This window comes from Novosphingobium sp. YAF33 (assembly GCF_052113265.1).
In the GTDB taxonomy this organism is placed as follows: domain Bacteria; phylum Pseudomonadota; class Alphaproteobacteria; order Sphingomonadales; family Sphingomonadaceae; genus Novosphingobium.
This window is the reverse complement of record NZ_JBFRCW010000008.1, coordinates 19,197-42,975: the sequence shown is the minus strand read 5'-3', so window position 1 is coordinate 42,975 and position 23,779 is coordinate 19,197. Positions and strand designations below refer to the sequence as shown.

Here is a 23,779-nt window from a genome sequence, read left to right as displayed (position 1 = left end):
TAAACAAAAGGACGCCGCACCTTTCGGCGCGGCGCCCTGAAGCTCGCAACGAGCCTTATTCCTTGGCGCCGGTTCCTGGTTCGGTCGTCTTGGGAGCCTTGCCATCTTCGACACGACCTTCGTTACGCAGATCGCGGCCTTCCTGCGCCTTCTTCTTTGCTTCGGGTGTGTCACCGTGTTCGTTCAGCTCTTCCTTCACGAAACCAGCGGCTTCTTTGGCTTTACCTACGATGCTCATCACACTCTCCTTCTCAAGATACATCTGTAAAACACAAATTGGAAAAACCTGTTCCCAAGCTGGTTTCTGGATACGCAAACAGGCCTTCAGCGGCCGGCTTTCATCTCCCTGGACAGATGACGAAGCAAAGTGCGCAAGAGGTAACCTCAATAAATGGGTATACATGATCGCAAATGCAGGGATCTCGCTCATAAAAGCGCAATGGTATCGTTAATTAGGGCAGTTAAAGTTAAGAACAGAAGTGGACACTTCGAAAAACCGGTAGCGCCTGACGGCATGAGATGATTCACTGCGCGAGCGCGACAGCGGAGGCGGTGATGGTTTGACAGCCGGGTTTCTTCGATCTTTCGGACCGATATGAGGCGTTGAGCGCGGCCGGTGATCCGTTGGAGCGCTTGGCGGCCGTCGTGGACTTCGAGGTATTCCGTGGGCCACTGGTCGCGGCGCTGCGCCGCGGCCCTCGGGGCAAGGGTGGGCGTCCGCCGTTCGACCCGGTCCTCATGTTCAAGATCCTGGTGCTGCAGGCGCTCTACTCGCTGTCGGACGAAGGGACGGAATTCCAGATCAAGGACCGGCTCTCGTTCCAACGCTTCCTGGGCCTGGGTCTCGACGGAACAGTGCCCGATGCGACAACGGTATGGCTGTTTCGGGAGCGCCTGGTGAATGCCAAGGCGATCGACAAGCTCTTCGCCCGGTTCGATGCGGCGCTGACCGACCGGGGCTACCTCGCCATGGGCGGGCAGATCATCGATGCCACCGTGGTGCCGGCGCCCAAGCAGCGCAATACCGAAGAGGAGAAGGCGGCAATCAAGGAGGGCCGGATCCCCGAGCGCTGGAAGGACAGGCCTGCGAAAGTCCGGCAGAAGGATCGCGATGCCCGCTGGAGCGTGAAGTACACCAAGGCCAAGGTGAAGGAAGGCGCCGATCCCACGGCGTTCAAGCCGGTCGACCTCGCCATTCCGATGTTTGGTTATAAAAACCACATCGGCATCGACCGGGCTCACGGCCTGATCCGCACCTGGGATGCCAGCGCGGCGAATGCTCACGATGGGGCCAGGCTGCCGGTGCTGATCAGTCCGGACAACACCGCCTCGGGCGTCTGGGCCGATACGGCCTACCGATCGAAGAAGAACGAGGCCTTCCTGGCCAAGGGCATGTTCACCAGCCACATCCACCAGCGGAAACCGCACCGACGGGCGATGCCCGAGCGTATTGCACGCGCCAACGCAAGGCGCTCGGCGGTTCGCTCGGCCGTCGAGCATGTCTTCGCCGGACAGAAGCATCGCATGGGCCTGGTCGTGCGCACCATCGGCATCGCTCGCGCCCGCATCAAGATCGGCATGGCCAACCTCGCTTATAACTTTCAGCGGCTCACCTGGCTTGAGGGGCGCACTGCGCCTGCATGACCTGGAAACCGGGGTGGATCACCCGGCTCGCTTCAGAAAATCAGCAGATCAGGCCGCCAAAAGAAGGGCTCCGGCGCTCTCGGGCACCTGCTCGTCTACATCACGCCCAAATTGCTCGGTTCTTCGAAGTGTCCAAGTGTCTTCGAGCAACCCAAAGCGTAATGGTAACTATAGTCCTGTGAATCACGCCGATCGCGCACCCAGAAAATGCCCCGGAGCCGGGAAATAATCCTTCTCATATGCGTTAGTTTTCCAGCGATGGCGAACCATCTGGATCGTCGCGGGGAGTCGTTGATGCGCGTTGCGATAATAGCTCATTTAAAGTTCCCGATCGGTGAGCCCTTCGCGGGCGGGCTGGAGATGCACACTCACATGCTCGCACGGTCGCTGCGCGAACGTGGACACGATGTTACTCTCTTTGCATCGACGCGCTCCGATCCCGCATTGGGTGTCGAAGCGATCTGCGATGAAACCTCGCTTCTTGAAACGGGCATCGCCGAAGCCAATGATGTCGCCTTCTTCCGCGAACATCATGCCTATCTTGGATTGATGACCGAACTACGGTCGCGATCCTTCGATGTGATCCACAACAATTCCTTGCACTATCTTCCCGTCAGCATGGCGGAAACGCTTGCCAGTCCCGTCCTGACGACGCTCCACACGCCGCCCTTTTGCTGGCTGGAAAGCGGGGTACGGCTCAACCGCGGGCCGATGACCTATGTCGCTGTGTCGAAGGCAACGGCTCACATGTGGAGCCACGTGGCGAAAACGGATCATATCATTCCCAACGGCATCGACCTGACGCATTTTCCCTATCAACCGGTCGCGAGCGAGACACCTTATCTCGTCTGGTATGGCCGGATCGTCCCGGAAAAGGGGCTGGACTATGCGATCGATGCGGCCCGCCTTGCCGGACTGCCGTTGCGTATCGCTGGCCCCATCTCGAACCAGAGCTATTTCGACGAGGCCGTCGCGCCTCGACTGGGAGCGAATGTCGAATATGTCGGCCATCTTTATCATCGCGAACTCGCCCAACTCGTGGGCGGGGCGATCGCCGCGCTGTGCACGCCGCGCTGGGAAGAGCCTTATGGCCTGGTCGTGGCGGAGGCGTTGGCTTGCGGCACCCCCGTGGCCGCGTTCCGGCGCGGCGGCGTGCCTGCGCTGTTGACCGAAGAGTGCGGCGTTCTTGCAAAGCCCGACGATGTCGCGTCGCTCGCCTCTGCGGCGCTCGCAGCGTCGGGGCTGAGCCGCAGCGCGTGCAGGGCACATGCGGAGCGATATTGCGACGCGCAGCGCATGGTCGACGAGTATGAAGCTGTATATCGAAGGCTCGTTGCCCTCCCGGCTCTCGCCGCCGAGCCAGAGACCGCACCGCTCATTGYCAGCGTTGCATGACCCCCGCTGTCTGCGTCTGCATACCGGCCCGAAATGAGGCTGAGCATATCGGCCGCTTGATTGACGCCTTGGCGCAGCAAACTGTTCAAACCTTCGCTGTCGCTATCTGCGTGAACAATAGTAGCGATGCCACGCACGCAACAGCGGTAGACGCCATGCTTCGATCCCACGCGGCGTTCGATCTTCACATCGTCCAGCGCGTGTTCGAGCCCGCGCGGGCCCATGCCGGATCCGCCCGCCGCGCCGCGATGGACATGGGCGCTGATCTTATCTCGTCCGAAGGCATGCTGCTTTCCACAGACGCCGACTGTCGACCGCCTCTGGACTGGGTGGAGACCAATTTAAGGCACTTTTCCGCCGATCGGATCATTGGCGGCCGCATCGAGCTTGACGAGCTTGAGGCGGAAACGGCGCCGGGCATTTTCTTGCTACGCCGCCGGTTCGATGCCTATTGGCGGGCGGTGCGTGCGATCGAGGACGCCATCGATCCGGTCCCCTGGGATAGGCCGCCCCGGCACGGCGATCATACAGGGGCAAGCCTTGCCCTATCGGTCGAGCTTTATCGCCAAGCCGGCGGCGTACCGCTCCTGTCCTCCGGCGAGGATCGCGCCCTGGTCGAAGCCGCATGTGGTGCAGGCGGCAAACTGATCCACCCCTACGCCGTATGGACCCGCGCATCCGCCCGAACCGCCGGCCGCGCCAGTGGCGGCATGGCAGCGGACATGCAGCAATGGATGGACTACGTCGCAAAAGAGAAGAATCCCATGGTTCCCGCTCTATCGCACTGGGAGGAGCGCGCCCGCTGGCGGCTATGGGCCAAGGGAGAGATGAGCGCCGCCGATTGCCTGATCGCAGAACGCGCGCTTGCGCCTATGCCCTGCGACATGCCGCTGCCCACCCTGGAAGACATCGGTTGAGCCGCCCGATCGGATATTATATCCATCATCATGGCCACGGCCATCGCCAGCGCGCGATCGCGATCGGGCAATCGCTCGACGATGTCATGCTGATGGGGACCGGTCTTGCCGGCCGGACCGGAAACCTTCCCTTCCTGGACCTGCCCGACGATCGTCTGGACGCAAGTTTCGCGGGTATCGACCACGCCGATCGTCCGGCCTCCTTGCATTATGCGCCGCTGGATCATGAAGGCATCCGTCAGCGTATCAGACGGATGGCAGGCTGGATCGCCGAGGCACGTCCGCGCCTGATGGTGGTGGATGTGTCGGCCGAAGTGGCGATGCTGGCACGACTTGCCTCGGTGCCGACGGTTTATGTTCGGTTGAGCGGGAAACGGCTGGATCCAGCCCATCTGGACGCATTTCGTGGGGCTACGGGGCTGCTTGCGCCGTTCCACGAAGCCATGGACGATGACGACATACCGATCTGGATCCGCGAGAAAACTTTCCATGCGCCGGGCATCATCCGGTCGGATCCACACTATGCGCCCGGCGGGGATAGCACCGTGCTGGTCGTTGTGGGCCGCGGGGGCGGCATCTCCGACGGAGAGCGATGGGCCGCCGCAGCCAGAGCCACGCCCGCATGGCGATGGCGCGTCATAGGGCCCTGCACCATGCCCTGCGACATGCCCGATAATCTCGAATTGCGGGGGTGGGTCGATGACGCGGACGCGCAGATTGCGACTGCCGGGGTGGTCATCGGCGGCGCCGGCGATGGCGTCGTCAGCGCCGTACTATCGGCGCGCCGGCCTTACATCTGTCTACCCGAACCACGGCCCTTCGACGAGCAGATGTCCAAGGCCAACAGCCTGGCTGCCGTGGGCGGTGCGATCCTGTGCCGCGAGCCACCTCATCCGCGGGAGTGGTCCGACCTCATCGATCGGGCGATCGCGCAAAATCAGCAGTGGCCCACTTGCCTGACCGGGGAGAGCGGGCCGCAACGGGTGGCGGAGTGGTTGAACAGCCTTTCTGTCGCTGCCATGGAACATAAAGGTGGTATCGCATGATCCTGGACCAACACGAGCGGGTCATGGAGACGACGGCGGACATCGTCGATCGCCTTGCAACGCTGGGCGCGGGCTACGACGCGGCCCCCAATTTCCCGTGTGATAGCCTAGCGGTTCTGGTGGAGAGCGGTCATCATCGCAGGTTCGCCCCCGAAGCATGCGGAGGGGTTCGCTTTGAAAATGAAGCGGCGCGCGCATGCGCTATGGCGAAGACCTTGCGCGAGGTGGGACGGGGCGACCTTAGTATCGGACGGCTCTACGAAGGGCATGTCAATGCGATGTCGCTGTTCGACTGGTACGGGACGCGCGATCAGCAAGACTGGTTGACCCAGGTTCTGGATCGCGGCGCATGGTTCGGGGTGTGGGCCACCGAGCCTTCCCCCGGCGTACGGATAGTCGGCGGAGCGGCCATGTCTCTTGTCGGCCAGAAGATGTTCGCAAGCGGGGCGGGCGGGCTCGACTATACGCTGGTCACTGCCGCCGGCGAAGGCACCGACCGGCGCCTGGTGATCGTCCCCGCCAACGAGCAGGCCCGAACGGACCTGTCGGGATGGCGAGTCCGGGGGATGCGCGCGAGCGTGAGCGGTCGCTATCTGCTCGACGCAATAGCCGTCGAACCGCGCATGCTGCTGGGCCAACCGGGCGACTATGACCGTGATCCTCGTTTTACGGCCGGAGCCTGGCGCTTCTGCGCGGCGCAACTGGGTGGCATCGAGGCCCTGGTCGCGGAAATCCGATCGACCATGGGCGATGCGGGTTGCAACGAGCCGCAGCAGCGGGCACGGTTTGCCGATGCGGTCGTTGCGGTGCGCACCGCAGGTTTCTGGGTCGATGAAGCAGCACGGCGCTTTGCGTCAGGTCATGACGATGCCGTCGCCGTTGCGCGCCTGACCCGCGGGGTCGTCGAAAATGCAGGCTTTGCCGTGATGGAGGCCGCAGCCCGGATATTGGGGACGCGCAGTGCATTCGATGGGGAACGGGCGGACAAGATCATTCGCGATCTCTCCCTCTATCTGCGCCAAGCGGGACCCGATCATGCGCGGGACGAGGCCGCCCAAATGCTTCTGGATCACGACATCTGGGACGAGAGTGACCGACTATGGTGAAGGGCGAGCCTCTGGTACAAAGCCGATGGGCATCGGCGCGCTGGCTCGTCCTAGCTCCCCACCCCGACGACGAGACATTGGGGGCGGGCGCGCTGATCGCGCATTGCGCCGCGCAAGACCGGCTCGGTATGATCGCATTTCTGACCGATGGCACGGGCTCGCATCTCGAAACTACGCCGCGCGTCGCTGTGACCAGACGCAAAGAAGCCCGCCACGCACTCGGCAGGCTGGGCGCCCAAGCGGTCCCGACGATCTGGATGGGGTGGCGCGACGCGCATCCCCATCCGATTGACAGCAATCCGTTCATGCGGGAGGCCGGTCGGCTCGCGGCGCTGCTGCGCTGGCGCCGGATCGATGCGATCGCCGTTTCCGACCATAGCGAGGCGCATTGCGACCATGTCGCGGCCTTCAGACTGGCCGAGGCCGCTGTGCACAGGGCGAAGCGCCCGGTCGCTCTGTTTGCCTATCATGTCTGGGGTGAGGCGCCGCGCCTGGCGCGACATATCGCCACGCCGGCCATGCCCGTCGGACAGCGGCGTCAGGCCCTGCTCGCCCATCGAAGCCAGATTTCGCCGGTGATGGGCGATGGATTTCGGCTTCCGCGCGAAAAGCGCCGCATGGCCGCGCGAGACGTGCTGACATTGAGAAGGGATTGCCGATGACCCGCTCGAGCCTGGACGCACAATATTTCGACGACATTTTCGGATCGGATGACGACCCATGGGATCTGGCGTCGAGCGCGTATGAAGCCGCCAAATTTGCCCACACCCATGATGTGCTGCCCGACCGACGGTATGCGCGCGCCCTCGAGATCGGCTGCGCGCATGGCGTTCTGACGGGCTATCTCGCACCCCTGTGCGACAGCCTTCTTGCCGTGGACATCAGCGCGAAGGCGTTGGCGCAGGCGAGGGCGCGCCTGGGCGATCAGCCCGGCGTCAGGCTGGCGCACATGGCGTTCCCGCAGGAGGCCCCCGAAGCCAAGGACTTCGATCTGGTGGTGCTGTCTGAGGTGACCTATTATTGGGATCTGGCCGATCTGGATCGTGCTGGCAAATGGCTGCGCGATCATGTTGTGCCCGGCGGCAGGGTCATCCTGGTCCATTACACCGCGCAAACCGATTATCCGCAAAGCGGGGATGCGGCGGTCGAGACCTTGTGGTTCGACATGGCCCAGAAATTCGATGTGGAACTGGCCGAGCGCCGAGATACCTACCGGCTCGACCTGTGGACGCGTCGCTGATGGGCATATCGGTCCTTACCATCGTTCGTAACCGCAGCGCGCATCTGGCGCAGCTTGTCGAGGGCCTGCGCAGAAGCGATCGACAACCCGATGAACTGATCATCGTGGATATGAGTGACGAGCCGGTCGAGGTCGGCGCAGCAAGCTTTCCCGTTCGCATCGATCGGTTCGAGACCCAAGGGCTCCCCCTGGCGGCCGCCCGCAACCGGGCCGCATCCCTGGCCCGGCATGAGATGCTGATCTTCCTTGATGTCGATTGCATTCCTCTGCGCGCGTGCGTCGGCCTGCTGGCCGATACCCTCAGCGAGCACGATAGCCTGCTGTGCGCCGATGTTCGTTATCTTGGCCCCGACGATGCGCGCGGAAGCTGGCAGGAGTGCGACCTGCTTGAACGCGGGCGGGCGCACCCTGTGCGCTCATTTCCTGCCCGCGGCGTGCGCGAGGAGAGCAATGCCGGGCTGTTCTGGTCGCTGGCCTTTGCGCTGCGCCGATCAAGCTTTGCGGCGTTGGGCGGCTTCGATGAGGCGTTCACGGGCTATGGCGCGGAGGACACCGACTTTGGTTTCAGGGCTGTCGCTGCCGGCTTCAGGCTGCTGTTCGTCGGACAGGCCATCGCCTGCCACCAATATCATGAAAGCTATGAACCGCCCGTGCAGCACGTGTCCGATATTGTTCGCAATGCAAAGACATTTCACGCACACTGGAAACGATGGCCGATGGAAGGCTGGCTGCGCGATTTCGAACGGCTTGGACTTGTGCGGTGGCGCGGCAGCACCCTGGAGCTTGTGCGCCTGCCTACTGCAAGCGAAATCTGTGCTTTGCGCGTTGAATAGGCATCTTGATGCGGGCCGATGAGAATGTTCAGTCGAACGGCGCAGTCTGGAAGGAAGATGCAGACAGCCGACAATGATACCACACATGAGGCAGGAGCCAGTCGATGACCGCCATGTACACCGCGTGGATGAAAGCCGGATTCGATTTCTGGATGCTGGGCGCCGAAGCCGAGACAGTCATGACGATGAGGCTTGCCAAGATCGCCGCAGGCGAAGACGATGGAAGCGTCGAAGCGGAATTGATGGTCTCAGAAAAAGTCCGCGCCATGATCGGACTGCAGACCAAGATGATGACCGGTGCCCTTGATACGACGCCATTGAGCAAAACACGCGGCACCCTGAAGCATTATCGCCAGAAGGTGGCGGCAAATGACAGGAGATTACGCCGGTCGCGATAAGCGATCTTCGCGGAACGCCATCGGATCGTGCTAGCCTGTCGCGTTGCCGACCGATAAACCTGCACTTGCAGGCTATGGGCGATCGTCGATCGGCTTGGGGATCGCGATGCCGAGCTTCTTACGGCCCTTGCCAGTGGCGTTCGTCGCCGGAGCCTGTTCGCCAGCCTTTCTCCCCAGCCCTAACGCCTTGGCCAATGTGCTCCGCCGTTCCCGATAGTTCGGCGCGACCATCGGGTAGTCCTTCGGAAGGCCCCATTTTACACGATAGGCTTTGGGCTTCAGCTGATAATGGGTCGCCAGATGGCGCTTGAGCAGCGTCAGCTTCTTGCCATCTTCCAGACACACCAGATAGTCTGGCATGATCGACCGGCGGATCTGAACGGCCGGTTGCAACTTGGCAGTTTCGGACACGGAAGGCGTTGTCCCGGCCTGATCCAGCGCTCCATAGACCGCCTCGATGAGTACCGGCAGGTCGGAGGGAGACACGGAATTGTTCGACACATGGGCCGACACGATATCGGCGGTCAGTGTGACAAGAAGATCGTCGGCCAATCTGTTCTCCGTTGTTAGGGCCCTAAGGCAGCAGCGGCCATCGACCGGCCCGGCCTTCATATTGCGGATCACGCTACCTGCAAGAGCGACATGCGTCGTTCAACATGCAGGGGAAATGCGCGTTCGGCGCGCAGTCTAGCTCTGAGAGCGAATGGTCTCGCACAGGGGGCCATAGCGAGGCCGAGCGACGTCCCGGAGGGCGCCGGATGACCATCACCATCCCGGCGCGGCGCGGCCCGGAAAAGGGAAGGGGGATCGGAATTGTGATGCTGCCGAAGGGGCAGCTTTCACAGGAGCATACCCTCATGTCCGATCTCTTCGCCGCCGCCGGCGCATCCGACCGCCTTGCTGCCCAGGCCCTGCTTCTCCTGCTGCGCAGGGGGGCGCCCATCACCCGCCGCCAGCTCAACGAAGCGATGACGAGCGCCTTTGGCGGCAGCGACGCCGATGGCCGCTGGACACAGCGCGACAGCTTCGAACTCCTGGAGCACGCAACGGCCCTCTATCTGCGCGAGAAGCCCTATGCTCTCGAGAGCTTCGCCGACGTGACGCAGGCCCATGCGCTCGTTCAGCGCCTGCCGACCCAGACCGTGCGCAGCGAAGCGCAGCTCGCCTGGCAGCAATTCTCGACGCCCGCCGATATCGCGGCGCTCGCGGTGCTGCTCGCCGACGTCGGGCCGCAGGACGTGGTGCTCGAACCCAGCGCAGGCAATGGCCTTCTCGTCGCACAGCTCGGAGATCATCGGTCGCTCCAACTCAACGAACTCGATCCCACGCGGCGATCGCGGCTGGCGGCCCTGTTCCCCGAAGCCCTCATCACCGGGTATGACGGCGCCGCGATCGGGTCGCTCATGGCCCGGCAAGAGCGGCCGAGCATCATCCTGATGAACCCGCCCTTCTCGCGCTCGCTGGGAAGCGGCGCCGACGACCTGGCCGCTGTGCGGCACCTCCAGGCGGCACTGCGCCACCTTGCCCCGGGCGGACGCCTGGTGGCGATCATGCCCGACTGGTTTGGCCCAAGTGCGCGCATGCGCGACCATTTCGAAACCGTGCTGCGCGAGGCGAGCGTGCGAACGTCGCTGCGGCTCGAGAAATGCTACATCAAGCATGGTACGAGCATCGCCGTGCGGCTCTTCGTCATCGATAAGGTCGCGGGGAACGCGCCGCCCGCCGTCATCCAGCGCGCGTCGGTCGAAGAACTGGCCGCGGTCCTCACCGTGCCGCCRCGTGCCGCGCCGCCTGTCATTACAGCACCCGTCCGCGCGGCACCGGTGCCCGCCAAAGGCATCTCGCTCTTCCGCGCGGTCAAGAGCGCTTCGGTCAAGCCGCGCGCCTATTTCGCACCGGCGCGCAACGACGTTCTCCCGGTCGATTATGAGCGCCTCGAAGCCCCGGCACCGCTGCTGGAGCAGACCGGTGTCTATCTGCCCTATCGGCCGAGCCGCATCGTATTCGACAAAGCGGGCGAGCACCCGACCGCACTCGTCGAATCCGTCGCGATGGGATCGATCGCCGCTCCTATCCCACACTATGTGCCCCGACTGCCCGAGCGCACTGTGTCAGAACGCCTGCTCTCCGCCTCCCAGCTCGAAACGGTCGTCTATGCAGGCCATGCCTGGTCGCAGACCCTCCCGGGCCGCTTCAAGCCGGACAAGGAGGGCGTCGGGCTCGTCCTCGCCGAGGACGGGCGGACCTATCGCAAGGGCTTTTTTTCCTGGGCGACGGCACCGGGGCCGGCAAGGGCCGGCAGGTCGCCGCCTGCATCCTCGACAACTGGCTGCAGGGCCAGCGGCGCAACATCTGGGTCACCAAGAACGAGCCGCTGCTCGAAGATGCGCGGCGCGACTGGACCGCGCTCGACGGCCTCGAAGGCAATACGCTAAACAGCGGCGCCAAGGCTTCGGCGCGCTCGCGCTTCGAGTCGACCAAGCAGCGCTTCTTCGGACAGGTGCTCCTGTCGATGAAACTGCCGACCGTGATCGCTGCGGCCGAGCAGCATCTCGCCGAAGGCAAATCGGTGGTCATGCAGCTTGTCACCACGGCCGAGTCCATCCTCGACCGCCGCCTGGGCCAGCTCGCCCCGGACGAGCGCGCCGAACTCGATATCGACCTGAGCCCGCGCGAATATGTCATCGACTATCTCGAACGCGCCTTTCCGACCCGGCAAATGCGCGTCTCCACCGACGACACCGGCGCCGAGCGCTCGGTGCCGATGGACGACGAGAACGGCAATCCGGTTGATAATCCGCAGGCGCTCGCGGCGCGCGCCAGTCTCATCGAGCAGCTTTGCGCGCTGCCGCCGATCACCTCCGCGCTCGACGGGCTGCTCAATCATTTCGGCCATGACAATGTCGCCGAAATTACGGGACGCACCAAGCGGCTGATCCAGGCGAGCGACGGGCGCCAGAAGCTCGAGACCCGCTCGACCCGAACCAGCCAGGCCGAGGCCGCCGCCTTCATGGGCGGCCTCAAGCGCATCCTCATCTTCAGCGACGCGGGCGGGACTGGCCGCTCCTATCATGCGAGCCTCGAACCGGTGAACCAGGAGCAGCGGGCCCATCTCCTGCTCGAACCCGGCTGGCGGGCCGACCGGGCGATCCAGGGTCTGGGGCGCACCCATCGCACGCATCAGGCCTGCACGCCCCTGTTCCGGCTGGTAACCACCGACTGCAAGGGCGAGCTGCGCTTCACCAGCACCATCGCCCGGCGCCTCGATACGCTGGGCGCGCTGACCCGGGGGCAACGCCAGACCGGAGGACAGAATCTCTTCGACCCCGCCGACAATCTGGAAAGCAGCTACGCCTGCGCGGCGCTGACGAGCTGGTTCCACCTCCTGCACCTGGGCAAGCTCAAGAGCACCACGCTGGCCGAGTTCGAGGAGCGCACCGGCCTGGAGCTCACCGACAAGGACGGCGTGCTGAAGGACGAGCTGCCGCCGATCCAGCGCTGGCTCAACCGATTGCTTGCGCTCCCGATTGGGCTGCAGAACCGGATCTTCGAGGAGTTCCTCGCCCTCGTCGAAACCCGGGTACAGGCCGCGCGCGAAGCGGGGCGGCTAGACGTCGGCGTGGAGACCATGCTCGTCGATACCGCGACGATCATCGACGACACGATCCTGCGCACCGATCCGGTCAGCGGCGCGACGTCCCACCTCCTCACCATCGAGGTGGCGCGCCGCAAGACGCCTGTCTCGCTCGAGCGCATCCTGCGCATCGCTGAAAGTCATCCCCGCCACGCCTTCCTGCGCAATGCCAAATCCGGCCTGGTCGCACTGCAGGTGAAGGCCCGCGCCCATATGGAAGAGAAGGACGGGACGCCCATCCCTCGCATCGAACTCATGCGCCCGACCCGCAACGACTATATGCGCCTTGCCGATCTCGCCGAAACCGCCTGGTCACCGATCGACGAGGAGGCTTTCCGCGCACTCTGGGCCGCCGAGGCCGAAGCGGCGGCGGCGCAGGTCGATACCGAGACGATCCGGCTCGCGACCGGGCTCCTGCTGCCGATCTGGTCAGCGCTGCCGAGCGACCATCTCGTCGTCAACCGCATCGCCGACCAGAGCGGCCAGTCCTGGCTCGGCCGCATCGTCTTCGACGATCATGTCGTGCAGCTCTACACCAAACTCGGCCTCGATCGCGCCGAGAACCTGCCGCCCGGCGATATCGTCAAGTCCGCGCTCGGCGGACGCAGCGTCGAACTGACGCAGCCGTTCCCGATGGCGATCAAGCGCGCGGTGGTGAACGGCCTGCCCCGCATAGAACTGGTGGGCGCGCCGCCCGCGCAGCTTGCCTATCTCAAATCGCTTGGCTGCTTCACCGAGATCATCAGCTACCGCACGCGCGTGTTCGTGCCGGTGGAGGGTGCTGCCGATATCCTCGGCCGGCTGCTCAGGCCCGAGGCTCGAGCGGCATAGCCACGATCAGGCTCGCGGCATCCGGCTCGATTTCCAATCCCGCCAGGGGCTGGGTCAGCAGCATGGCCGCGAGCGCCGCCTGGGTCGTTGCCGCGCCAGCCTTGTCGCCCGCCTATTCGAGCAATTGAACTGCCTTGCGGATCAGGCCGACCGCAAGCGCCCTCTTGTCATGTGTCCATTGCATCCACTCGTGCTGGTGCCATGGGCCTAGGATAGCATAAGCCCCGCCGTCCGCTACCGGATGATGTGCGCGCCTCCCGGTCTTCCGGCCGCCCGCTCGGGGGCGGCCTAGTCGCTGCTGAGCGGAATAGCCGCGATGAGCGCGGCACATTGCGGATCGACCTCTTCGCCGGGCTGGAGGGGCCGCGCCGCGAGCGCCACATCGAGCGCATGTTGCAGGCGCGCCGCCGTCTCCCAGTCCTCGGCCTTTTCCAGAAACACCATCGCATGCCGCATGAGGCCTATCGCGATGCCCCGGCTGTTCGTGTCTGCCATGCCCATATCCTCGAGCTCCCGGTTGAACCGCGGGAGAGGGGCGATTGGCCTGTCGTCCGAACTCCCGCGCACTGGACGCGGGAGCCGCCGGACCTCGCAACATGTGAACACACATGCGCCGTCACCTTTAACCCGAAGGTCTGGACATGCGCGACGGCAGCCCGGAAACCGATGGTTTTCGAGTTGCTTGTGTTCACGGACTTGCGAGGTCCGGCGCTACCCTTTGCGCAGCGCAGCCCCGCCCTAACAGAGGGGCCGGGAGCGGCCAACCGGTTCCTTTTTTTGACCGGGTTCCCAGCGTCGTTGGCAGGTGTCGGCGCCCCGATCCGCGTGCCTAGGCGATCGCTGTCGCACCCGCAGGCCGCAGCCCCTGGTCGGACAGACCAGGCGCCCGAAACGGCCAGCGGCGGGGCCGCTGCAAAGAGAAGGGGGGTCGGAAGGGGTGTCCCGGGATGGTCCGGGCATCAAGGAGACTTCCAGTGATCGACAGCGTCAAACTCAACAAGCTCCGCCTCTCGCCGATCAATGTGCGCAAGGTTTCGGAAGACCGGCTGCGTCTCGACGAACTCACCCCCGACGTCGAGGCCCGCGGCATCCTGCAGAACATGCTGGTGACCCCGGCCAAGCCCAAGGGCACGTTTGAAGTGCTCGACGGGGGACGGCGCTGGCGCGCACTGATGCGCCTGGTCGAGGCGGGTTCGATCGTCGCGGCCGACTATGACGTGCCGGTGCGCGTCATCACGGGCGACATCGCACATCTGAGCGAAACGTCCTTCGCCGCCACCTATCACCAGCTGCCGCTCACCCCGGCCGAAGAATGCCGCGCCTATGAGCATTTCGTCGGCAAGGGCGCCGACATCGACGGGGTCGCCAAACGCTTCGGCAAAACCCGCCGCTTCGTCGAAGGCCGCCTGCGCCTGGCCTCGCTGGCCGAGCCGATCTTCGACGCGCTGGCCTCGGGCGCGATTACGCTCGACATCGCCAAGGCCTATGCCTCGACGGAAAGTCACGACAAGCAGCTCGATGTCTGGAGCACCTACGGCCAGAACAGCTACGTCAACGCCGATTCCATCCGCCGCGTCATCGCCAACGACGCCCTTAAATCCAACGAACCGATCGCGCTTCTGATCGGCGAGGACTGCTATGCTGCCGCCGGCGGCCGGGTCGATCGCGACCTCTTCAGCGAGGGCGGCGACCGCTGGATCGATCCCGAGATCGCCAAGGGCGTCGCTGCCAAGATGATGGAAGCCGAGGCCAAGCGCATCGGCGAGGAATCCGGGCTCGCCTGGATCCGGCCGATCGCAAGCAGCTATGCCTATAACCACGCGCAGGATCTCTACCGCGTCATGCTCGATCCGCCTGAACTGACCGACGAGCAGGCCGCACGCCTTGAAGCGATCGAGGCGCGGCGCAGCGAGCTCGAAGAGCTGATGCAGGACGAGGCGCTCGACGAGGATCAGTTCAAGGCGCTCGACAGCGAGGACGACGCGCTGATGGCCGAGGCCGAAGCCATCGAGAACCGGCTGCCGGTGCTCCCTGACGAGCTCAAGCCGCATGTCGGTGCGTTCCTCCTGCTGACCCCGCAGGGCGAAATGCGCCTCGACACGCAGTTCTTCAGCGAACAGCCCATCCAGCGCATTGATGACGAGGCGCAGGGCGAGGGCGAGGAGGACGACGGCGAGGGCGGCGAAGAGGGCGAGCGCCTCGCAGGGGGTTTCCGCATCGGCGGGGCCGACAAGGAGGCGCCCAGCCTGCCCGAGGAAGCCGTGGGTCCGGGCGGCAAGCCGCTCAGCGCCCGGCTCTACGACGAACTCGCCATGCAGCGCCGTGACATTCTGGCGGCCTCGCTCCTCGCCGAACCCGCGCTCGCGCTCGACTATGCCCTGTTCACGATGATCGACGCGCGCAGCCAGTCCACGCGTCATACCGGCTACCACAGTGCCCACTATGGCTCGACGCTGCGGGCCGGAGCACCGCAAGACCCGATCTCGGGTGATATGCCGGTGACCCGGGCGCGGCAGTATCTCGCCGAGGCCCATGACGGGCTCGACGCGGCCTGGACGGAACCAGCCGATATCGTGGAGCGGTTCGAGGCCTTCCGCGCGCTCGGAGACGACGCCAAGGCAGCCTGGCTCGCCTACATCGTCGCCGTCTCGCTCGAGGCCAAGGGCGGTTTCAAGGCGGAACAGATCCCGCTGCAGAACCGCCTCGCCTCGATCCTCGAGATCGATGTCGCCGCCTGGTGGCGACCCACCGCGGAGAATTTCTTCGACCGGGTCAACAAGGGTACGATCCTCACCCTGCTCAACGATGTCGGTAGAGGCTCGCTGACCGCGCGCCATGCCACGCTCAAGAAGGGCGAGATCGCCGCGAGCTGCGAAAAGCTCTTTGCCGGGGAGTCGATCGTCGAGCCCGACGTCAAGGAGGCGGCGCTCGCGTGGGTCCCCAATGCCATGCGCTTCCTGGACCGCGTGCCGGAACAGGCAGAGGGACTCCTCGATGCGCCTGGCGACCTGGACGTGGCCGAAAGCGACGGGGCTGATGACAGCGAGACGGACGACGGTGACGCGGTGACGGCCGCGCCGACGGCCTCCAAGCCGGCCGAGGCCGACGAAGACGAACTCGCCGCCGCCGAGGCCTGAGCCTCAAATCCTGTCCGCAAGCGACCACCGGCGTGTTCTCGCGCCGGTGGTCGTCTCGTCTGTGAGGAGTTTTCCATCATGTCCAAGCCTGCACGAACCGGCCGGGATGCCGCGGCCGAAATCAGCGCCCTCATCATCGATCGCCTTGAAAAGGGCGTACCGCCCTGGACCCGGCCCTGGCGCACGAGTGGCAGCGGCGGCCGGCCGCTCCGGCACTGCGGCACGCCCTATACGGGGATCAACAATCTCCTGCTTTGGGCGCTCGGCGACATGCACGGCTACCGGTCGCGCTACTGGATGACCTATCGGCAGGCGAGCAAGCTCGGCGCGCAGGTCCGCCGCGGCGAGCAGGGTGCCCTGTCCGTCTATTATTCCTCGTTCAAGAAGACCGAGACAGACGCCGTGAGCGGTGAGGCCGTGGCACGCAGCATCCGCTTCCTGCGCCATTACATCGTCTTCAACGCCGACCAGATCGATGGCCTGCCCGGCTATTATTACCCGCCCGAGGTGCCGGCCACGCCGCTGTCCCCCTCTCTGCGGCAAGCGGCGATCGACAGCTTCTTCGCGGCGATCCCCGCCGATGTCCGTCGTGGCGGCAACGGCGCCTTCTACTCGCCCACCTTCGACTATATCCAGATGCCCAAGCGCTCGAGCTTCATCTCGATGGACCATTATGCGAGCGTTAGGGTCCATGAAACGGGGCATTGGACCGGCCATGGCGACCGGCTCGCGCGCAGCTTCGGCAAACGCTTTGGCGACAAGGCCTACGCATTCGAAGAACTTGTCGCCGAGATCACCGCCGGGCTGGTCTGTGCCGAGCTTGGCCTCCCCAACGAGTTGCACGACAGCCACGCGAGCTATGTCGGCCACTGGCTCGGCATCCTCAAGGCCGACAAGACCGCCATCATCCACGCTGCGTCCAAGGCCGAACAGGCCTTCGCCTATCTGACGGCGTTCGGCGAGGCCGGGCAAGCGGGCAGCGCCCCGCCGCCCGAACTTGCCGCGGCTGCATGAGGCGGCCGCCATGACCCTTGAAACCAAGATCCTGGCCTGCCTGTCGACGGCCCATCTCTCAGCCGAGGTCGCGGCGGAACTGGACGCCATCCTCGCCTATCCGCCGCCGCTTGCGGCCCGCCTCAACCCCGAGCTGTGGCAGGCGCATATCCTCATGGACCGATGACTGGATTGTGGCTGGTTCATCTGGGTCGCGTCGCCAGCCCGCGCGCATATGCCCGGCTCGCTCAAGGCCTGCCTCGACCTCGCCGAAGCGACCGGCGCGGCCTGGCTGCAGTTCGACCGCGACTGCGCACCGATCGCCGAACTGCCGGTCTACGACTGGTAATCCCCTCTCATCCAAGGAGAACCCTCATGGGTTGGCTCACCATGTCCCGCCATTCGATGGGCGGGCACGCAACCGCGAAAGCCTATCTCGACGACCAGTTCACCTATGAGCGCGACCATCCCGAGGGCGGCACGCGCGGCCTCAAGGTGCTCGCCTCGTCCTGCCCTGCAAACCGCGTCTATTATGCGGCCGCTCAGGTGACACGCGACGGCATCGGCGGCGAGGTCTTCGCCATCGTCTGCCTCGTCCTGTGGAACCCGCGCAGCGCGAGCGGCGAAAATTTTGGCTACAAGGGTATGACGGAAAATATGGGCCCCTGCGAGGCTGCCTGTCCCGCCGCGATCCTCGATCTTCTGACACCGACCACAAACGAGCATGCGCTCGACTGGCGACGTCGCTCCCGCGAGGCGCTCGCCCGCCGTTCCCGAAAGATCGAGACCGGCGCGCGCATCAAGCTGCCCGCCCCGGTCCGGTTCTCCGACGGGCATGTGGGCGAAGAATTCATCGTTGACCGGATCGGCCGCCGGGTCATCCTGCGCGATCCCGAGACGCGCATGCCCTACCGGATTGGCCGCTTCATGGACCAGGCCTGGACGATCGTCCCGGAGACCAAGGTCCACAAGACCCTCTTCGCCTGAGCGCTCTTGCCTCCCGTCCCTCCTGCGAAGACAAGGATCTGATCATGTTCCCTTTTCCCTTTCCCCGGTCCGCCAAACGCGACCTCCTGTGCAGCCGACAGAATGCCGAGCGCGTCGCTGCACGTCTGTTCGCCGCCGACGGCGGGCCGATCAGCGTCGTGCGCACCGGCGATCTTCTCCAGCCCTACCGCGTGGCCCTGGTCCCGGCCCGCTATGAGCAGGTCGAGACGGTCATAGTATCATGATGGGTCGCAAGGTCATGCTCTCAAGCGTCTTTGCAGCCCTGCTTATGGGCTCCAGCCTGTCGGACGCCCAGAGCTTCCATGCGCGCGGCCGCGCGCTCGACGGCGATACGCTCGCCGTCGATATCCGCCTGCTCGGGATCGATGCCTTCGAGACAAGGCAGATGTGCGAGCGCCGGAACGGCCGCTGGTCGTGCGGCAAGGCCGCGCAGGATCTCGCAGCACGGGCTCTGCGCGACGCCGAGGCGGTCATCACGTTGACGCCCTCATCAACCTATGGCCGTCCGGTCGCCACCGTGACCGTTCGCGGCGCTGACCTCGGCGAGACGCTGCTCCGCGCCGGGCTTGCAATCCCGCAATCGCAGTATCTTCGCCGCGATCCCGCGCGCCGCGCGCGCTATGAGGCGGCCTACGCCGAGGCCCAAGGCCGCAAGGCAGGGGCCTTTGCCGGCACCTGGCTGCCCCCCGCACGATGGCGCAAGGGCGAACGCCTCGCCTGCGAGCGCCGACAATAATCACCTCGGCGCTTGAAGCGCGCGGCACACCCCGCAGGCACCTGGGCGCGCCGAGGCTGGCGGCGGGCTTTGCCGATGAGACTGGTCTCCAAGGACATGTCGTATGATTACGTCCTCGTCCCAATCGCGCGCGATCACGCTGATGGTCGGGCTGCCGCATCTTCGCTCCGGCCCGCTGCTCGCCCGCGCGCGCAGGCTTGCGCTGCCGGTCCTCGTCTCCGCCAACGCTTTCTCCCGCTGGGTGGACGCAGCGCAGGGACGTGAATGGGCCGGCTGGAAACTCCAGGGCCTGAAGAATGCGGCCGGTCTCCACAGTCTTTGCCTGGACAGTGCCGGGTTCAGCGCCATGGCTCGCTATGGCGGCTTTCCCTGGACCATCGACGACTATGTCGCGCTCGCATCCGCCTATCCCTTTCGCTGGTGGGCGAGCCTCGACTATTGCGTGGAGCAAGAGGTTGCCCGAGACCGGGAGGAGGTTCTGGACCGGATCGCGCGCACCGTCCGGGCCAATATCGAATGCCATGCGCGCGCTGTCGATCGGAATATCGCCAGCACGTTCCTGCCGGTCATCCAGGGCCGCCTGCCGCAAGATTACGAACGCTGTGACACCGCGCTCGCAGGTCTTGTCGATCGCCATACCCTCATCGGTGTCGGATCGATGTGCCGACGACCCATCCATGGCGACGCCGGTCTCATCGCGGTGGTGGATCATCTCGACCGCGTCCTGCCGCCGGCGGTGCGGTTGCATCTCTTCGGCGTCAAGGGCGCGGCTATTCCCTTCCTCAAACCCTTCGCGCGCCGCGTCGCCTCGATCGACAGCCAGGCCTATGGCATCGCAGCGCGTAGTAAGGCGCGGGCGCATGGGTGTCGAAAGTCGGATGACCTCGTCGCCGACGAGATGGAGCGGTGGGTCGAGCAGCAGCTGGCGCGGTTACGCCAGCCTGCCCGCTCCCTGCCGATCGCGGCGCCAGCGATAGCGTCGCCGCTGCGGTTCGATCTCTGGCAGGAGGCGATCGCCCAAGCGCGGGAGGATCTGCGCGCGCTCATCGAAAGCGGCGACCTCGATCATGATGCGCTTGTGACCGGATGGGTCGAGCAATGGGCCGCAGACCTGATGCACCCTGAGGCTTGATGGCGATCACCAAGCACGGCGCCGGACGCGGCACAGCCCTGCAGCTCAGGATTTGACGACCGCCTCCGCCCACCAGGACGCACCTTGGACGAAATCGGCACGACTCTCCAGCAGGGGACCATCGGGCTCCGCCGCGACATAGGGGTTGGTCAGCGGGAGGATCGTTCGCTTTTCACGGTGGATCTGGCCCGCGATCCGGCCGCGCCGCTCGAGCAGATCCTCCAACCAGGCGAGGTCGTCGAGCATCTCGACCACGCCGCGACCAGCCAAGCAGAAATAGATCGTCCGCTGAAAGTCGTCGGCCTGCGGATTGGACAGGAGGCTTGCGAGCTTCCGTTTGCCTTGCGCCAGCCCCTCGTGGATCCACTGGGCCGCCTCGCGGATCTCGCGCACGGCATAATAAGCATCGAGCGCATCCATGCCGATGGCCGCATTGGCGATCATCCGGCGCGTCGGCCGATCGTCGGGATCGAGCGCGGCATCCCGTAGCGTGATATCGAGATCGAACCGGTCGAGAAAATTGGACATGCTCATGGCGGAAACTCCCTTCGCGTGGGAACGGACCGTGAACATCTGGCATGGTCAACTGGTCGGCATCGACCTGGATCAGGCCTTGTCGGCCGCACTGGGGAGTTCGCGATGAACGGCCCTGGCGAGATTGAGGTCGTAGCTGAGCGCGCTGCTGACCGGGAGGCTACGCACGCCCAGGGCCTGGAGCGTATAGTTGAGGTCGGGCGTCACCGCCGCGCCCGCCGCTTCGATCGGCAGGTCCCAAGGCCGAAGCGGCGAGACCGGCCACCGTATGCCCTCGGCCTCGCGCATCAGCGTATCGCCAAGCAGGCAGAAGGCGGAGGGATCGCAGCGATAGTCCATGTCGATCCGGGCCGCGATCGTGTTGTCGCCCGCGTCGCGCGCGGCGAAGGCCCGGTGACGCCCCTCGATGACCTGATAGAGAGCGGGAAGTCCAGCCACCGTCAGGCGTTGCACCTTCACGGGCAGACTGTTCCGCGCGTCCCGGCGGTCGCGTACGGCTCCGACCAGCCGGTCGAACCGGACCGGCTGGGCTAGCACGTAGCGCAGTTCGATTGCGGCCGCCTCGGGCGGCGCGACACTGCCACGGGAAAAGGCGGTGGCGCAGACGGCCCGCGCGAAAAGATCGACCTGAAACGGTCCTATGACGCTGAAGATACCGGTCGCATCCGGTCCCGCCATCTCGTTCGCGCGCTCACCAAGCTCAGGATGTCCAGGGATGCGCAGGTCCGACACGCCGCCACGCAGGCATTCCATCATGTCGATGCCCATCGCCTGAGTCCTCTCCATTTCGGAGGAATTTTATACCTTGCCGAGGCGTCTGACTATCCGGCGGTTCTTTCCCGTGGCCGCACCGGAAAGGTCCGCAGTCTGCAAGGACCGCCCAGCGCCAGGCGCCGGAAAAAGGGGAGGGGGGCCGAGAGGACGAGCGACGTGGATCGTTTGGCCCCTCGGAGACTTTCCCCATGAGCTACGATGTTGCGTTTCGCCACCAGCAGGCCCTCGACCCGAGCGCGCTCTCGAGTGTCACCACCACATTGCACGCGATCGGCGCCGCGATCACCGACTGCCGCAACGCTGGCAAGGACGCCGAGATCGACCCTGCGGTCATCCTCCTTATCCGTCACCTGTCGCAAGTGTGCGAAGCCTGGCCGCCCAGCACTCTCCTGCGCCGCGAATGCCTGGACGCGATCGCTGAGATCCGGCGGCATCCTGTGCTCAAGACGCTCGCCTATCGCGGCGTTGCCTATGACGAGCCCGCCAAGCGCCTCTTCCATAGCGAGGGACGGATCGCGGTGCGGCGGCTCGCCGAGGCCCTGGGTTTGGCCGAGGGCAGCTTCGATGTCCGGTCCAACAAGGGCGGCGTTGCCGTCTCCGGCGAAATCACGCTCCACGGCGAGGACATCTGGGTCCAGCTTAGCCTTGGCCTCATGGGACCGGACCGCGAGATCGTCTACCGGCGCGTCCACGGCCGAAGCGACCATATCGGCGAGCGCAACCATTATGCCTCGATCCGCGACCTCATGGCGCCCGATCGCTTCGCCCGGAAGATCCGCCGGGATCTCAATCTGGCACCCGCCACCCCATCGGATTGCCGATTGTTCGCCTGACTCTCAGGCCGGCGGCGGGTCGACATGGCCCAGCCACCGGGCGAGCCAATGCGCCATGGTGGCGCGATAGTCAGCGGGACTGTCGGGTTCGGCCGTCGCTTTCCATCCGCATTGGCACTGCACGGTGCGCACCGCGTCGTGGGGCGGCGCTGCGTAGACGATCATATGCGCCCTGAGCGGCATCTTTCGTTTCCCCCCGCGGCACGATGCTGCGCGCGCGCGGGGCGGCTGTCCACATTTTTGTCAGTAGCGCCCGCCTGCGGGCAGGCCCCCAAAAGGACACCTCATGCACCGCGCGCCTAATGACGCGGCACCTTGCCGCGTGCCCGACAGGATCGCCCTCGATCCGCAGGCCCCCATCATCCTTGCCTACGGCATCGGGGTCGATTCCACCGCGCTCCTTATCGAGCTGCATGCGCGCGGCGAAACGCCCGATCTCGTCCTCACCGCCGACCCTGGGGCCGAAAAGCCCGAAACGTATGAATATCAGACGATGATGGCCGCCTGGATGGCGGCCCGGGGCATTCCCTATGAAGTCGTCGCTTACCGGCCCAAGCGCTTCAAGCACTATCCGCCCTATGCGACGATCCTCACCAACCTGCTGGCGAACGCGACGCTGCCGAGCATTAGCCTGGGCCGTCACAGCTGCTCGCTCAAATGGAAGGTCGCGCCCCAGGAGGCCTTCCTCAAGCAATGGCCGCCGGCCAAGGCCGCCTGGGCGGCAGGCCGGAAGGTCGTGCGCCTGATCGGCTACGACGCCTCGCCCGCCGACGCACGCCGTTATCGCCATGCCGCCGGGATCGACGACCCGCTGTTCGAGTGCCGCTATCCGCTGCGCGACTGGGGCTGGACGCGCGCACGCTGCGAGGCCCGGATTGCGCAAGCCGGCCTCCCGGTCCCGCCCAAATCGTCCTGCTTCTTCTGCGGCGCCATCAAGCCCGATGAGGTCCGCGCCCTGCCGGCCTGGTGCCTGCGCCTCATCGTGCTCATCGAGGCGCGCGCGGCCCCCGTCTCCATACGGTCGAGGGGCTCTGGCGGCGCTCTACCCGAACCCGTCCGGGGCGGATCACCGACTTTATCCGTGCCGAGCAGCTGCTGCCCGAGGCCGAGATCGGCGAGATCCTGCGGACCGCTCCCACCGAGCTGCTGCGCTTCCAGGACGCGGCCGCGCTCGTGCCGGTGAGCGAAAGACCGACCATGGAGCAATGGCTCGCCGACTTCACCGCGGGGCAGGCCACCAGCCGTCTCTAGGCAGCCGCGCTGCGCTGCGCCATCCCGCGACATGTGCACCGCGCGCCCACAGCATACCCACCGGTTATGCCGGCTCTGACCACAAGCTTATCCACCAAGGAGGTCAACCATGCGTCCCATCACGCCTGCCTCGCCCGAGCAGGGCCAGGCCATCGCCAACGCTGTCGAGCGCCTGCGCGAAGCGCGCACCCTCTTGCGCCAGGCCGGCGCGCACCAGGCGGCGGCCGCCGCCGGCAAAGCGATCAGCAGCGCCGAAGGCGCGGCCCGGCATGTCGCGCACCGGATCCGGCGGACGAGTACGTGACGCCCGCGCTCTCGCGCGACGCCTTGGCGGGGT

Annotated in this window: 25 protein-coding genes and 2 pseudogenes; 21 read left to right on the top strand and 6 right to left on the bottom strand. The window is 65.3% G+C overall.

Features of this window, described 5'->3' with window-relative positions:
* Positions 1-55: 55 nt before the first annotated feature.
* Positions 56-430, bottom strand: coding sequence for a hypothetical protein (locus AB4Z00_RS17860; protein WP_313443512.1), 375 nt, complete (start codon positions 428-430; stop codon positions 56-58).
* Positions 431-603: 173 nt separating this feature from the next.
* On the opposite strand from AB4Z00_RS17860, the gene AB4Z00_RS17855 reads away from it, so the two are divergent.
* The 9 genes from AB4Z00_RS17855 (at position 604) to AB4Z00_RS17815 (ending at position 8,579) form a co-directional block, all read left to right on the top strand.
* Complete coding sequence (locus AB4Z00_RS17855) at positions 604-1,644, top strand: IS5 family transposase (RefSeq protein WP_236727463.1); 1,041 nt, start codon at positions 604-606, stop codon at positions 1,642-1,644.
* A gap of 294 nt (positions 1,645-1,938) precedes the next feature.
* Positions 1,939-3,039, top strand: coding sequence for a glycosyltransferase family 4 protein (locus AB4Z00_RS17850; RefSeq protein ID WP_442046762.1), 1,101 nt, complete (start codon positions 1,939-1,941; stop codon positions 3,037-3,039).
* The gene (locus tag AB4Z00_RS17845) at positions 3,036-3,956 is read left to right on the top strand and encodes a glycosyltransferase (protein ID WP_036529386.1); all 921 of its coding nucleotides are present in this window, start codon (positions 3,036-3,038) and stop codon (positions 3,954-3,956) included. The genes AB4Z00_RS17850 and AB4Z00_RS17845 overlap by 4 nt, the downstream gene beginning before the upstream one ends.
* Positions 3,953-5,002: a glycosyl transferase gene (locus AB4Z00_RS17840; RefSeq protein ID WP_036529387.1), complete on the top strand. Its 1,050-nt coding sequence runs from the start codon at positions 3,953-3,955 to the stop codon at positions 5,000-5,002. Before AB4Z00_RS17845 ends, AB4Z00_RS17840 begins: the two co-directional genes overlap by 4 nt.
* Positions 4,999-6,108 carry an acyl-CoA dehydrogenase gene (locus AB4Z00_RS17835; RefSeq protein ID WP_313443067.1) on the top strand — a complete coding sequence of 370 codons (1,110 nt, stop codon included), beginning with the start codon at positions 4,999-5,001 and terminating at the stop codon, positions 6,106-6,108. The genes AB4Z00_RS17840 and AB4Z00_RS17835 overlap by 4 nt, the downstream gene beginning before the upstream one ends.
* Positions 6,102-6,770 (top strand): PIG-L deacetylase family protein, encoded by a 669-nt coding sequence (locus tag AB4Z00_RS17830; RefSeq protein ID WP_313443065.1) that lies wholly within the window; start codon positions 6,102-6,104, stop codon positions 6,768-6,770. Before AB4Z00_RS17835 ends, AB4Z00_RS17830 begins: the two co-directional genes overlap by 7 nt.
* Complete coding sequence (locus tag AB4Z00_RS17825; protein WP_036529391.1) at positions 6,767-7,348, top strand: class I SAM-dependent DNA methyltransferase; 582 nt, start codon at positions 6,767-6,769, stop codon at positions 7,346-7,348. Before AB4Z00_RS17830 ends, AB4Z00_RS17825 begins: the two co-directional genes overlap by 4 nt.
* Positions 7,348-8,181, top strand: coding sequence for a glycosyltransferase family 2 protein (locus tag AB4Z00_RS17820; RefSeq protein WP_036529425.1), 834 nt, complete (start codon positions 7,348-7,350; stop codon positions 8,179-8,181). Before AB4Z00_RS17825 ends, AB4Z00_RS17820 begins: the two co-directional genes overlap by 1 nt.
* Positions 8,182-8,285: 104 nt before the next feature.
* Positions 8,286-8,579 (top strand): hypothetical protein, encoded by a 294-nt coding sequence (locus AB4Z00_RS17815; RefSeq protein WP_313443061.1) that lies wholly within the window; start codon positions 8,286-8,288, stop codon positions 8,577-8,579.
* Between the two features lie 72 nt (positions 8,580-8,651).
* Here AB4Z00_RS17815 and AB4Z00_RS17810 read toward each other — a convergent pair whose 3' ends face one another.
* On the bottom strand, positions 8,652-9,131 hold the full coding sequence (locus AB4Z00_RS17810) for a MucR family transcriptional regulator (RefSeq protein WP_313443059.1): 480 nt from the start codon (positions 9,129-9,131) through the stop codon (positions 8,652-8,654).
* 305 nt (positions 9,132-9,436) lie between these two features.
* Between AB4Z00_RS17810 and AB4Z00_RS17805 the strand changes: the two are divergent.
* Positions 9,437-13,044 (top strand): annotated as a pseudogene (locus AB4Z00_RS17805) (strawberry notch C-terminal domain-containing protein).
* Between the two features lie 288 nt (positions 13,045-13,332).
* On the opposite strand, the gene AB4Z00_RS17800 reads toward AB4Z00_RS17805, so the two are convergent.
* Positions 13,333-13,539: a hypothetical protein gene (locus tag AB4Z00_RS17800; RefSeq protein WP_442046761.1), complete on the bottom strand. Its 207-nt coding sequence runs from the start codon at positions 13,537-13,539 to the stop codon at positions 13,333-13,335.
* A gap of 479 nt (positions 13,540-14,018) precedes the next feature.
* Between AB4Z00_RS17800 and AB4Z00_RS17795 the strand changes: the two genes are divergently transcribed.
* The 8 genes from AB4Z00_RS17795 (at position 14,019) to AB4Z00_RS17760 (ending at position 20,050) form a co-directional block, all read left to right on the top strand.
* Complete coding sequence (locus AB4Z00_RS17795; protein WP_442046760.1) at positions 14,019-16,181, top strand: ParB/RepB/Spo0J family partition protein; 2,163 nt, start codon at positions 14,019-14,021, stop codon at positions 16,179-16,181.
* 78 nt (positions 16,182-16,259) lie between these two features.
* Positions 16,260-17,195 (top strand): ArdC family protein, encoded by a 936-nt coding sequence (locus AB4Z00_RS17790; RefSeq protein WP_442046759.1) that lies wholly within the window; start codon positions 16,260-16,262, stop codon positions 17,193-17,195.
* A 10-nt stretch (positions 17,196-17,205) separates the two neighbouring features.
* Positions 17,206-17,361 (top strand): hypothetical protein, encoded by a 156-nt coding sequence (locus AB4Z00_RS17785; RefSeq protein WP_442046758.1) that lies wholly within the window; start codon positions 17,206-17,208, stop codon positions 17,359-17,361.
* Positions 17,362-17,523: a DUF5983 family protein gene (locus AB4Z00_RS17780; protein ID WP_442046883.1), complete on the top strand. Its 162-nt coding sequence runs from the start codon at positions 17,362-17,364 to the stop codon at positions 17,521-17,523.
* A 26-nt stretch (positions 17,524-17,549) separates the two neighbouring features.
* Positions 17,550-18,161 carry a DUF6927 domain-containing protein gene (locus AB4Z00_RS17775; protein WP_442046757.1) on the top strand — a complete coding sequence of 204 codons (612 nt, stop codon included), beginning with the start codon at positions 17,550-17,552 and terminating at the stop codon, positions 18,159-18,161.
* A 44-nt stretch (positions 18,162-18,205) separates the two neighbouring features.
* Positions 18,206-18,406 (top strand): hypothetical protein, encoded by a 201-nt coding sequence (locus AB4Z00_RS17770; RefSeq protein WP_036529776.1) that lies wholly within the window; start codon positions 18,206-18,208, stop codon positions 18,404-18,406.
* The gene (locus tag AB4Z00_RS17765; RefSeq protein ID WP_442046756.1) at positions 18,403-18,918 is read left to right on the top strand and encodes a thermonuclease family protein; all 516 of its coding nucleotides are present in this window, start codon (positions 18,403-18,405) and stop codon (positions 18,916-18,918) included. The genes AB4Z00_RS17770 and AB4Z00_RS17765 overlap by 4 nt, the downstream gene beginning before the upstream one ends.
* A gap of 103 nt (positions 18,919-19,021) precedes the next feature.
* On the top strand, positions 19,022-20,050 hold the full coding sequence (locus tag AB4Z00_RS17760) for a deazapurine DNA modification protein DpdA family protein (RefSeq protein WP_036529772.1): 1,029 nt from the start codon (positions 19,022-19,024) through the stop codon (positions 20,048-20,050).
* Between the two features lie 45 nt (positions 20,051-20,095).
* Here the strand turns inward: AB4Z00_RS17760 and AB4Z00_RS17755 are convergent, their stop codons facing one another.
* Both AB4Z00_RS17755 and AB4Z00_RS17750 read right to left on the bottom strand, forming a co-directional pair.
* A complete protein-coding gene (locus tag AB4Z00_RS17755; protein WP_442046755.1) occupies positions 20,096-20,584 on the bottom strand; it encodes a hypothetical protein in 489 nt (162 codons plus the stop codon).
* Positions 20,585-20,656: 72 nt separating this feature from the next.
* Positions 20,657-21,352, bottom strand: coding sequence for a hypothetical protein (locus AB4Z00_RS17750; RefSeq protein ID WP_236727480.1), 696 nt, complete (start codon positions 21,350-21,352; stop codon positions 20,657-20,659).
* Positions 21,353-21,546: 194 nt separating this feature from the next.
* Here AB4Z00_RS17750 and AB4Z00_RS17745 point away from each other — a divergent pair, with 194 nt between their 5' ends.
* Positions 21,547-22,191 (top strand): hypothetical protein, encoded by a 645-nt coding sequence (locus AB4Z00_RS17745; protein WP_036529767.1) that lies wholly within the window; start codon positions 21,547-21,549, stop codon positions 22,189-22,191.
* Between the two features lie 3 nt (positions 22,192-22,194).
* Here the strand turns inward: AB4Z00_RS17745 and AB4Z00_RS17740 are convergent, their stop codons facing one another.
* Positions 22,195-22,374, bottom strand: a complete 180-nt coding sequence (locus tag AB4Z00_RS17740) for a hypothetical protein (RefSeq protein WP_095687442.1) — start codon at positions 22,372-22,374, stop codon at positions 22,195-22,197.
* Positions 22,375-22,477: 103 nt separating this feature from the next.
* On the opposite strand from AB4Z00_RS17740, the pseudogene AB4Z00_RS17735 reads away from it, so the two are divergent.
* Positions 22,478-23,442 (top strand): annotated as a pseudogene (locus AB4Z00_RS17735) (hypothetical protein).
* A gap of 109 nt (positions 23,443-23,551) precedes the next feature.
* Complete coding sequence (locus AB4Z00_RS17730; RefSeq protein WP_313443503.1) at positions 23,552-23,746, top strand: hypothetical protein; 195 nt, start codon at positions 23,552-23,554, stop codon at positions 23,744-23,746.
* Positions 23,747-23,779: the final 33 nt, after the last annotated feature.